We start from the raw sequence: 12080 nt of genomic DNA, 5'->3' as shown, positions 1-12080 counted from the left end.
GCTCAATCTCGTGTTCGCTGCCAATGCGACGCTCAGCTTTCAGGCGCGGCTGCCCCGCCAGGGACTCGAGCATAAAGTCTTTGGCAAACTTACCGGTTTGAATATCTTTAAGAACCCGTTTCATTTCTTCCTTGGTTTCTTCCGTAACAATACGCGGGCCCGTTACGTAGTCACCATACTCTGCAGTATTGGAGATAGAGTAGCGCATATCGGCAATGCCCCCCTGGTACATCAGGTCGACAATCAGCTTCAACTCATGCAGACATTCAAAATACGCCATTTCCGGAGCATAGCCGGCTTCTACTAGAGTCTCAAAACCAGCCGTTACAAGCGCGGAAACACCCCCACACAGAACAGCCTGCTCACCGAAGAGATCTGTTTCAGTCTCTTCGCGGAAATTGGTTTCAATAATACCTGAGCGGCCACCACCATTAGCTGAGGCATAAGACAGCGCCAAGTCTTTTGCTTTGCCTGTCGCATCCTGATAAACCGCAATCAAGGTAGGGACACCGCCTCCCTCAAGGTAGGTCGATCGAACGGTATGGCCGGGCCCCTTGGGAGCAACCATAATGACATCGACATCCGCTGGAGGCTCAATCAATTCAAAGTGCACATTAAAACCATGCGCGAAAGCCAGTGCTGCACCAGACTTTAAATTTGGAGCAACTTGCTCTTTGTAAATATTCGCCTGGTATTCATCCGGAGCGAGAATCATAACCACGTCGGCATCTTTCACCGCATCGACAACTTCAGCTACCTTCAAGCCCGCGCCTTCAGCCTTTTTCCAGGAAGCAGACCCCTCGCGCAACCCAACAACAACATTCGCTACACCAGAGTCTTTCAGGTTATTGGCATGGGCATGACCTTGAGATCCATAACCAATAATGGCTACTGTTTTTCCCTGAATTAAAGAAAGGTCACAATCTTTGTCGTAATAAACTTGCATCGCTCAATTCCTGCTTTTTGCTCTATACACTTAATACTTTTTCACCGCGGGCAATCCCGGAAACTCCGGATCGCACCACTTCCATAATTGTGTGTTCCCCCAGCGCCTGTAGGAACGCATCGAGTTTTTCGCCGGTTCCTGCCACCTGTACCGTGTACATACTGCTGGTGACATCGACGATCTGCCCGCGAAAAATATCGACACTGCGCTTCACCTCATCGCGCTGGGCACCATTGGCTCGCACTTTCACCAATAGCAGCTCCCGCTCGATATGAGAGCCTTCAGTGAGGTCCACCAATTTCACAACATCAATAAGCTTGTTTAGGTTCTTGGTAATTTGCTCAATCTTGTGATCGTCACCAATCGTCACCAGAGTGAGACGCGATAAAGTCGCATCCTCAGTAGGCGCCACGGTGAGGCTTTCAATGTTGTAGCCACGCTGGGAAAACAAGCCAACAACACGGGACAATGCCCCAGGCTCATTCTCCATCAGAACCGAAATTATTCTACGCATCGCCCTACCCTTTAAGTTCTCTCAGTTTTGCTCAGCCACATGTCACGCATGGAGCCATTTGGTAGCACTTGCATGGGATAGACATGCTCAGATGGGTCGACGTACACGTCGATAAATACAGTGCGATCCTTAATTGCAAAAGCTTCTTGCAACTTGTTGTGTAGGTCTTCACGACGCTCCACTTTCACCCCGACGTGACCGTATGCCTCGGCGAGTTTCACAAAGTCAGGCAGCGATTCCTCGTAAACACTATTGGAAAGCCTTCCTTCATATTGCATCTCCTGCCACTGCTTCACCATCCCGAGAGCCTGATTGTTAAGGCAGAGGATTTTTACTGGCAAATGATATTGGGTAGCCGTAGAAAGCTCCTGAATACACATCTGGATACTTCCCTCGCCAGTTACGCACACAACCTCTTTATCCGGGTGAGCTATTTTCACCCCCAAGGCTGCCGGTAAGCCGAAACCCATAGTCCCCAACCCACCGGAGTTAATCCAGCGGCGCGGCTTATCAAAAAGGTAATACTGCGCAGCAAACATCTGGTGTTGCCCTACATCGGATGTCACAAAAGCATCACCCTCTGTGATGTCATACACCGCCTTGATCACATCCTGCGGCATTATCAGGGCACCATTAGTCTGATAACGAGGAGCCGTGTAGAGCCCGTGACGCTCACGCCAGTCATCGATTTGGCGCCACCAGTCAACTATCGCGGAGTGATCCGGCTGCTCATCATTGGCTTTCAGCGCTTCGAGCATCTCTCGAAGGACAGCCTGAACCGTGCCCACAATCGGGATATCGGCAACAATCGTTTTAGAGATCGAAGCCGGATCGACGTCGATATGAATAACTTTGGCACCCGGGCAAAATTTGCCTGGAGTATTAGTTACCCGGTCATCAAAACGAGCTCCTACAGCCAGGATAACGTCCGCGTGATGCATGGCGGTATTTGCCTCGAAAGTGCCGTGCATACCAAGCATTCCCAAGAAACGCCTGTCACTACCGGGAAACGCCCCGAGTCCCATCAAGGTATTAGTCACCGGGTAGTTCAACTTTCTAGCCAGCTCGGTGAGAAGCTCAGCGCCACCACCCTGCACCACTCCCCCGCCGGCATAAATCACCGGACGGCGAGCTGACAGCAGCATAGCAATCGCTTTGCGAATCTGGCCGCTATGCCCCTTACCGGCCGGGGTATAGGAACGCATCCGCAATTTTTCAGGGTAGTGGTAGGGGAATCTCTCCGCCGGGTTAGTTACATCCTTTGGAACATCAATCACTACGGGGCCGGGGCGGCCCGTATTGGCAATAAAGAATGCCTTTTTGACGATTGTAGGGATATCTTCAGCATTTTTAACCAAAAAACTGTGCTTCACGATCGGCCGCGAGCAGCCGACCATATCTGTTTCCTGGAACGCATCCTCACCGATCTTATCTCTCGGTACCTGGCCGGATATCACCACCATAGGAATAGAATCCATATAGGCCGTTGCGATGCCAGTAATCGCGTTCGTGGCACCAGGACCAGATGTCACGAGTACCACACCCGCCTTACCAGTAGACCGCGCGTAGCCGTCGGCAGCATGGGTAGCGCCCTGCTCGTGGCGCACGAGAACATGCTTTATCGACTTCTGCCGAAAAATAGCATCATAGATATGTAACGCTGAGCCGCCCGGGTATCCAAAAATCAGATCCACCCCTTCATCCTGCAGCGCGCGAACCAACATATCGCCGCCGGAAAGTAATTCCACTTGAGTCTCCTCAATTTTCCTGTTTTTTAGGATAGCCATCACCGAAAACGTATAAAACGCCTACTGACAAGAATGCCAGACAGCAATTATAGGGGAAAATGGTGACAAATATCAGCCTGTTGCGTGTTTTGCTGCCGATTTTTAGGATGAACTGATCGCGCATAAACACCCAACCCCAAGCAAAGCTATATAGGTTCACTTCAGGGTTAGCAGGCCTCCAGGGGTGAGGAGGGCCACTCAGTGGCATTTCGATGGAGGATGTTCCATCAGGATTAGACTCAAAACCACGGGTGTGCGGTGAAATCTAGTCACTGAGTAAACCCCCGATTTTGCCAATTGAGCCCTAGCTGTCAATAGGTGTCTGCGAAAGTGTTAAGACAGTTACGGGAAAACCCGCCAGTACCGGTACAATAAAGGGACGGAAGGAACACCAACACAAGGGGTAAGCACCATGCGTATCTTACTGGCGCTATTGATTGCAGTAACAGCTATAACCGCTCAAGCCGATGGCATCTATAAATGGGTAGATGAGAATGGCGTTGTCCATTTTGGTGAACAACCTCCAGAAAATACTCAAGTGGACGTAATCAAAAAGCCCAGGTCAGAGCGGTATAAAAAGTGGGAAGCTGAACAGAAGGCTGCCAGTCCCCGAGAACCAGCTGAACTATCAAAGAGAACCGTAGCCAAGCAACCTGAAAAGCAGCCCGACGTACGTCAGCAAGAGCAGGAAAAAGTAACGCAAATGCAAGCCGCTCTTCGCGCTAGGCGCTGTGAGTCAGCTCGAAAATCTCTGAACTCCTTGACTGCGAATTCTCGCGTTCGCGAAGTCGATCAAAATGGAAATTACAGAAGATTGGGTGAAGATGAACGGCAGCAACGTATAGCTACCGCTCAACAACGTATCCGGGATAACTGTTAAAACCTTCCATATTCTCCCTACATTTCCTGGTAGGGCCTATCAGTAAATTGATCCAGGCTATAGCGTTCAGTGTAATAGCCTGGCTCAAAAGCACTATCCCTTGCCATAGGTACCGTCACCCTGGCAATACTCAATTGTTTCACCAGATAGGGGCCGTCCTGCCCGGCATCGCGAATCAAGAGCCCATAAAACTCTAGGGGAATCCAGTGCCGCCCCGCCGTTAACTCAAGAGCATTTTGCGTTGTGCCTATCGGGGATTGCTCATCGTTATAAAGGGAGCCCTGAAAATAGTAGCGCCCCTCTCTGCTGATATCGACTTCCGCCTCAATTAATAAATTGCCATCGGCAGTAACAGAATCCCGCAGCGATCCTGTATAGCTTCCCGTATCCTCAGAAAGGGTGAATGCTGCCGCATCGCGGAGACCATCAATATCCGTATCCACAATGACCTTAAAAATACCCGCTTCCAGCACCTGGCTATTAAAGGAGCCCGCCTCCATCAATACCTCGTAGATTAAGTCTCCATCCGAATCACTAAAAGCCAAGGTACCCACGACTTGTTGGTCTTCGTAAACCAACAACGCAGTCAAGTCAGCACTGACTCGATCTCCATCACTATCGGTCTGATAGGCAAAAACCCGAATAGTATCCCCACGCAAATAAAACTTTTCATCTGTCCATATAGTCAGAGAATCCCCTTCCTCACTGTGAGTGGTTCTTTCATCCACCGCAAATGTCTGAGTAATCGGGTCCTGTTCAGGAGTTTTAATTGCTCGGTTTTCTGGCGGATAGCGATGAAAGCGGGCTAGATCCGAGAGAAGGGATTCGTGTAACTCAGTCTTGTTGGACAGGGAGTGAATTCCCTTCCATAGTTTTACAGACTGATCCTCTTCCTCTTTCTCCAGTCCCGCCGGCTCAACGTTATCTGGCTTACGACTTCGGATAGATCGCTCTTCAGCTTTCGCTTTGGCTATAACAGCGGGCGCTGCCTCTTCACCACCAGACAGGGCCCAGTAACCCACCAGTCCAGTAACTACGGCCAGTACACCCCAGCCTGCCAACCGGGCCTTTGAGCGATCTTTGCTTGATGTAGACATCAATACCTCCGAAGCCTTTTATTTTTTTAGTTAATTCGTGCAGGCTGAGATTCTACCCGCGCTGTTCTTTCCTGAACCACAGTCCAGTCCATCGGGAATAGAATCATAATCGGGGGATAGAATGCCACCGTTACGCTGCGCATCATGATCTGTATAGATACTGGCCAAATTGTAAGATCGAGCAGTGCCTTTACTGTCGTTGTCACAAGAAAAAATCGCGCTGCCGTATGCTACTCCAAACAGGGTTTCATATTCTTTGAGATTTGACCACAGATTGCGCTTGGCTGACCCTGAACAGTTCATTTGTGAAGCTAAATTGATATAGCCGTCATCCTCACCATTCAGCAGCATGGAGGTAGCACTTTCCACACCTGGGAAGCCCGCATAACCCCCAATGGTGTACACCGGCGCACCGAGATTAGTCCCCACATAATTTCTCACAGTGTAAACATCATTAGTCTGCATATAGCGAACCGCCGAACACTCACGCCCAAGAAATAGTGCGTTGACCAAATCGTCATACCAGCTTCCATTACATATCCGATCAACGCCTTCAGTTCCGGTAATTGCTCCCCCTGTGGTGAATATTGCAGCAACACCGCTGATAGCCGCATCAAAATCAACGCTCACTGCATAGCTTTCGTTAAGCCCTGCAACTCGAACTTCTTCTTCAACCGTTTTACAGGATTTACTGCCATACCAAGTCGTGGAACATTTTTTTACTTCTTGAATTTCTGTATTGCTATCGAACTGGTTGTAGGCGCGATTGTAGTATGGGGACCCTTCAACAGCGTTACCCGCGATATACATCATTTGGGCGGCACCCTGGCTGTGGGAAATAATCCAGAAAGTGTCCTCTGCTGAGCACTGGTTTTCGTGTTCAAACCGATCTCCCTGGCCAGAGCGGATCTCTATAATTTGACGAGCAATCTCCCCCGCAGTCTCATCATGCCAGTAGGGAAATTCACCTTCATCAGTTGAGTTATAACCGACAACGCCGTAATTGCCGCCATCAACTAACAATTGCTCAATAAAATCACTGCTAGAATATTCGTCGAAAACCGCCTCACTCCAATAGTCCAGTGCTGGCTGCACTAAACTCCCATCATTACTTTCACTTGTAGTGTGTCCTTCGACTCCGTGTCCATGAACCAGGATATAGCAGTTTTCCGCTACCGCTGATGAAGCTCCAATTATCGCCGAGAAAAAAATAGACAGGCTTGTACCCAGCCTTTTAGACAGTGCCATTGTTATTTTCCTTTATTGTTTTAGTAAGTGGCAACTCTCGTGACTGAAGAGTTTTAAAAAATCTGAATAACGCAATGTACAGCAGACGACTAAAACTTATCCTTTACGCTCTATTTCGGAATAGGATTAAAGGCGCCAGAGGGGGGTCGAATCCGCCACGCGAAGCGACCAATTCGTCATATTCCTCAATTTATACTCGTGCTTTGAGGCGCCTTTGCTATGATGCCGGCAACGCCACCCGGACGGCAGTAAGTCATGAGAGACCAAAATAAAAATATGTCCGGCCATGCCGGCGTGCCCAAGATATTTGCGCCTTACTTTGTGGTTGCCGCCGCCAGGCTCGGCATCCCCACCGAGACGCTAATTGAACGATTGCCATTCTCATTTAGCTGGAATCCAGGAGAGAGTGAATGGCTCAATTACAGTGAATTCAATGCTCTAATTGAAAGCATACTGGCGCTATCCCCTGTTACCTCACCAGGTCTCAGCTTTAGCCGCTTCCCAATTATGCTTTGGCTTGAAGAAACTATTATCGAAGCTCAGCCCTCCTTGAGACGGCCGAGGGAGATCTTTCGCCCTGCAGAAATTGTGCTCTCACAAACTCTGGCCCCCCTCCTGCGGTTCCAGACTTACCAGGAAGCCGATGCGGAAGTACTCACACTCAACTGGCAGCAGGAACTCTTTAGCGCTCCGGTCAATCATTTTATTGCTGAAATGCTGATGAGTCGTGGAGTAGATCTATTGCGCACTCTTAACCCGAGGTTTCCCGAGGTCCGGGGATTAAAGTTACGCAGTGAAAAGCCAGAAGATGACTCTATCCACAAGAGGATTTTCCAGTGCCCAATTGAATTTTCCGCTGATGAAAATGCGATTATCCTGGGCTCCCAGATACTGGACTTCCCTATACCCAGTTACCATAAAATCATTCGCAGCCAAAGCCGAAATATATTAAAAGCAGTTCTACACAACACTTTAACCAGCTATAACCTGGCAGCCAGTTTGCGAGCCTGGCTCGAGAAGCACTTACTCAGTGAAGAAATCACTATCAAACAAGCCGCAGCCCACTTCCGCACCAGTGGCCGCACTTTACAGCGCAGATTGAGAGAACAGGGAGTAACATTCCAGCAGCTTAAAGACAGTGTTACGCTATCTCTGACCAAGAAACTCCTTCTCTCAACCAGTGATTCCGTAGAAAGCATTGCGGTACAACTTCATTTTGCCGAACGCGCAGTATTTACCCGCTTCTTTAAAAAACATGAGGGAGTCACCCCTTCCGAGTTCCGTCGCAGCAATGTCGACAGAGATATTTTCGAAGCGTAAATAAGTGTAAAGAAACTCAGGAGGCCGCTACAGCCTCCGCCTCAAAATTCCGCCCAAGATACATATACATCGCCGGCACGACAAATAAAGTAAATAACGTTCCAATTGTCATACCGGTCGCCACTACCAAGCCCATTGCAAACCTTGCTCCTCCACCTGGCCCCGACGCTATTAACAATGGAACCATCGCCAAAACCAGAGATGCAGTAGTCATTAAAATCGGTCGCAAACGGATTGAAGTGGCCTGCTCAATCGCTGATCGCTTATCAAGCCCTGAGAGCTGTAACTTATTGGCAAACTCCACTATCAGAATGCCGTGTTTGGAAATAACCCCAATCAGGGTAACCAGGCCCACTTGTGTGTAAATATTGAGGGTCGTCAATCCTAGACTGACGAAAATCATCGCTCCGCAAACACTCATCGGTACGGTGACCAACATAATCAAGGGATCGCGCCAGGATTCAAATTGAGCAGCTAACACCAAATAAATCACTATCAAGGCAAAGAAAAAGGTAACCACCAAATCTGATCCTTCAGTTTTGAATTGCCTGGACTGCCCCGAGTAATCTACAGAATACTCGACTGGTAAGATTTCTTTAGCCGCATTATCCAACACCATCAATGCTTCACCCAACGTAATCCCAGGGCGTGGCACACCCGAAATAGTGACGGCATTTAATTGTTGAAATCTCTTTAGTTGCTGTGGTTCAACGGTTTCCGTGAGCCTTATCAAAGTACTCACAGGAACCAACTTGTCGTTTACCGCCCGAATATAATATTGCTCCAACTGATCAGGGGTTAGGCGGTCAACTCTCTCGACTTGGGGGATAACTTTATAACTGCGGTTATCCAGGGAAAAACGGTTAACATAAGCTCCGGATAACATCGCACCTAAGTCACGACTCAAGTCCACCATTTCCACACCCACACTGGCCGCTTTATCACGATCAATTTCTATTACAATTTTTGGTTTATCAATTTTCAGATCAGAATCTAGAAAAATAAACTTTCGGCTCTCAAGGGCTCGGGTCATAATATCGCTTGCCACCGATGCCAGATTCTCCATGGGCTCTGTAGAACCGATAACAAATTCAACCGGAAGCTGCCCTCCCGCAGTTGGCAGACTTGGTGGCACCACAACGGCTATTTTTAGCCCGGCTATTTGCTGCACATCACTGCTAATCAACTCCTGCATCTTTTCCGTATCGCGGTCTCTCCCTTCCCAGGGAGCCAAAACAAACCCGGCTACCGCATTATTAACACCACTACTGAAGGTGCCCGCCCCATTAAGCAGAAAAATATTTTCAACCTCAGTAAATCTCTCAGCAATGACATTAAGTTCACCACTGTACTGCTCAACATAATCTAAAGTTGCGTAAGCATCGGCAGTAGAAATTGTAAGAACAAGCCCCCTATCCTCTGTAGGTTCAAGCTCTTGAGGGGACGTCACAAATAAGAAGTAACAACTTATCAATACAATTAAGCCGAAAACCAAAATAACTCGGCGCTCATCAAGAGAAGAATGGAGCGATTTTTCAAATCTCGTCTGAAGTCGATTAAATTGGCGTTCCAGCCAAATTTCAAACCGGGCACCTCCACCATCGCGAGGCTTTAATATTTTCGAGGCCATCATGGGAGATAAAGTAAGAGCGACCACTCCAGACAGTAATACGGCTCCAGCTAGGGAAAATGCAAACTCTATGAATAGGGTCCCGGTTAAACCACCAAGAAAACCAATAGGAATATATACTGCAATTAGCGTTGTAGTCATAGCCACTACAGGCCATGCCAACTCTCGGGCCCCTACGATCGCAGCCTCTTTTGGAGGCAAGCCCTCTTCTATATGTCGATGGACATTTTCCAGAACAATAATGGCATCATCAACAACAATTCCGATTGCCAGAACCATGCTTAGTAATGTGAGCAAGTTGATGGAAAATCCCATTAACAACATTAAAAAGAATGCACCAACAAGAGAAAGCGGTAGTGCAATTGCTGGAATCAATACGCTGCGAACTGACCCCAGAAACAAATAAATCACCAAAATTACTATAAATACTGCTTCAACAATTGTTTTGACGACCTCTTCAATGGAGTCCTGAATATATTCAGTACTGTCGTAAGGAATTTCACCTAGCATACCCTCTGGCAACTGTGGAAAAATTTTCTGCTCCAACTCCTCGCGTACTTTTTTAATAACTTCAAGGGAGTTCGCATCGGGTGCCACCTCAATAGCAATAAAAGTGGCAGACTGCCCGTTAAAAGTCACAGAGCTGTCATAGGACTCAGCTCCTAACTCTATCTCCGCCACTTCACCAAGACGAACCAGCTTATCTCCATCGGATCTAACCACTAGCTTGCGGAAATCCAATTGACGTGCAATATCTGTGTCCGCACGTATTTCCAGTGCCACACGGGTTCCCTTTGTCGAACCAACTGCCGACAGAATATTATTATCCCTGAGCGCATCAGAAATATCCGCAGGTGTGACTTCCAATGCTGCCATCTCTGTCGGTTTTAACCAGACTCTCATTGCAAAGGTACTGTCACCCAAAAGGCGAGCTCGCTGCACACCAGCTATAGTCGCCAATTTAGGTTGAACAACACGTGTCAGATAATCTGTGATTTGATTATTAGCGAGAATATTTGAGGAAAAAGAAAGGTACATTGCAGCAGTGGTTTCTCCCTGCTGCATTTCCACGCTGGAATCCTCTGATTCATCAGGCAATTCACTGCGCAGCTTATTTACCTTGGCAACGACCTGAGTTAACACTTCATTTGGATCGTAATCAAAACGTACATAAACGTTTATCGTCGAGAGACCTTGCACGCTGGTGGAGACCATGTAATCGATACCATCTGCAGTAGCAATCTCCTGCTCAAGCGGAGTAGTAATAAACCCCTGCACTAGATCTGAGTCGGCACCAACATAAACGGTGGTTACTGTAATAACTGCATTTTCAAGTTCCGGGTACTGCCTGACATTTAATTCCGTTAGCGACCTTAAACCCAATAGAAAAATAAATAGGCTGACTACGCAGGCCAACACTGGCTTTCGAATGAAAATCTCTGTGAAATTCACAACCTATAAATTCCAGGTTTAACTATTTTCCGGTGTGGGGTCTGCGCTTTCTGGGGGTTGATTCTGATTATTGATAACCGCTTTCTCTCCATTGCGAAGTTTAAGTAATCCGCTGCTAGCCACTATGTCACCCACCAAAAGTCCTTGTGTAATTTCAACTAGATCCCCACGTTCCTCACCAGTTTTCACAAATCGTTTAACTGCGACCATATGCTCACCATCTTTATCGGGCTCCAACACAAAAACCGCCACCCCATAGGGAGCAAAAGCCAATGCGGTTCTGGGAATGACGAGCACTTTTCGCTGTGCACTTATCTTTACGGATACTTGGGCAAACATTCCAGGACGTAAATCGTGTTGGGGATTTTCCAGAGTAGCTTGAATCAGAAAATTTCTACTCGCACTATCCACTTGGGGGTCAACAGCAGTAATTCTTCCTTCGTAAGTATTTTTAGGGAAAGCATCTGTTGTCAACTGAATAGCAAGCCCAGCCTTAACCAAGGCATATTTTTGTTCAGGGAGGGAAAAATCAACAAAAATAGGATCAAGTTGCTGTAGAGAAACAACAGACTCCCCCGGACTTACATTCTGCCCAAGATCGATTTGTCGAATTCCCAGTACTCCACTAAACGGCGCCACGATAACTCGCTGATCCACCCTGGCCCGTTGCACTTCTATATTGGCAACCACCTGGTCCAAAGTACTGCGAGCGCTATCCAAATCTGCTTCGGTTGTTACACCTCGCCCCAGCAGAGTCTTGATCCGCACGTAATTGCGACGGGCCAAGCGAAGCTCTGCATCCAACACCTGCAACTGCGCCTTTTCCGGTTCTGCAAAAATTTCCGCCAGTAAATCGCCCTTCCTAACATGCTGGCCCGACTTGAAGTGAATAGCGCTGATAACCCCCTGAGCTTCGGTAGTAACCTCTACGCCATTAACAGCTCGAACAGTGCCTATTCCTTTCAGGTCTTCCTTCCAATATTGAAACTGGGCGGTTGCTGAAGTCACTGTGGCCGCAGGCAGGGCTAAGTTGTCTATAAACTGATTCACCATATGCCTGCCAATAAATTTATAAGCAAAAATTCCGCCGAAGAGCAAAAGGCATCCCAGCAGCATTAGCAACATACGCTTACTGATATCAGGCCCCCGTAAGGTGTCGTCAATAAAAACTATAAACTGATACTTGCAAGGGAAACTATGCGCTAC

9 protein-coding genes (1 of these 9 only partly in view) are annotated in these 12080 nt (G+C 47.9%); 2 read left to right on the top strand and 7 right to left on the bottom strand.

Features of this window, described 5'->3' with window-relative positions:
* The 3 genes in view from ilvC to ACJJIE_RS19965 are tightly spaced (at most 22 nt apart) and all read right to left on the bottom strand, a layout consistent with a single transcriptional unit that may run on beyond the window.
* Positions 1–946: the 5' portion of a ketol-acid reductoisomerase gene (gene ilvC / locus ACJJIE_RS19975; RefSeq protein ID WP_444892749.1), read on the bottom strand. 80 nt of this gene lie to the left of the window's left edge; 946 of the gene's 1026 nt are visible here — the first part of the coding sequence; it begins with the start codon at positions 944–946; the stop codon falls past the left edge of the window.
* A gap of 22 nt (positions 947–968) precedes the next feature.
* Complete coding sequence (gene ilvN / locus ACJJIE_RS19970; RefSeq protein ID WP_282934340.1) at positions 969–1460, bottom strand: acetolactate synthase small subunit; 492 nt, start codon at positions 1458–1460, stop codon at positions 969–971.
* 11 nt (positions 1461–1471) lie between these two features.
* On the bottom strand, positions 1472–3208 hold the full coding sequence (locus ACJJIE_RS19965) for an acetolactate synthase 3 large subunit (RefSeq protein WP_282934341.1): 1737 nt from the start codon (positions 3206–3208) through the stop codon (positions 1472–1474).
* A 451-nt stretch (positions 3209–3659) separates the two neighbouring features.
* Here ACJJIE_RS19965 and ACJJIE_RS19960 point away from each other — a divergent pair, with 451 nt between their 5' ends.
* A complete protein-coding gene (locus ACJJIE_RS19960; protein WP_282934342.1) occupies positions 3660–4127 on the top strand; it encodes a DUF4124 domain-containing protein in 468 nt (155 codons plus the stop codon).
* 17 nt (positions 4128–4144) lie between these two features.
* On the opposite strand, the gene ACJJIE_RS19955 is transcribed toward ACJJIE_RS19960, so the two are convergent.
* Positions 4145–5224 carry a DUF4785 family immunoglobulin-like domain-containing protein gene (locus ACJJIE_RS19955; protein WP_444892748.1) on the bottom strand — a complete coding sequence of 360 codons (1080 nt, stop codon included), beginning with the start codon at positions 5222–5224 and terminating at the stop codon, positions 4145–4147.
* Between the two features lie 30 nt (positions 5225–5254).
* The gene (locus ACJJIE_RS19950; protein ID WP_413664323.1) at positions 5255–6472 is read right to left on the bottom strand and encodes a hypothetical protein; all 1218 of its coding nucleotides are present in this window, start codon (positions 6470–6472) and stop codon (positions 5255–5257) included.
* A gap of 255 nt (positions 6473–6727) precedes the next feature.
* Here ACJJIE_RS19950 and ACJJIE_RS19945 point away from each other — a divergent pair, with 255 nt between their 5' ends.
* Positions 6728–7792, top strand: a complete 1065-nt coding sequence (locus tag ACJJIE_RS19945) for a helix-turn-helix domain-containing protein (RefSeq protein ID WP_444892747.1) — start codon at positions 6728–6730, stop codon at positions 7790–7792.
* Between the two features lie 16 nt (positions 7793–7808).
* On the opposite strand, the gene ACJJIE_RS19940 is transcribed toward ACJJIE_RS19945, so the two are convergent.
* Entirely contained in the window at positions 7809–10874 is a 3066-nt protein-coding gene (locus ACJJIE_RS19940) for an efflux RND transporter permease subunit (RefSeq protein WP_444892746.1), read from the bottom strand.
* 18 nt (positions 10875–10892) lie between these two features.
* Positions 10893–11999 carry an efflux RND transporter periplasmic adaptor subunit gene (locus ACJJIE_RS19935; RefSeq protein ID WP_444892745.1) on the bottom strand — a complete coding sequence of 369 codons (1107 nt, stop codon included), beginning with the start codon at positions 11997–11999 and terminating at the stop codon, positions 10893–10895.
* Positions 12000–12080 lie beyond the last annotated feature (81 nt).

It is taken from the genome of Microbulbifer maximicatervae (SeqCode) (assembly GCF_052467325.1).
This window is presented reverse-complemented; position numbering and strand designations above follow the sequence as displayed.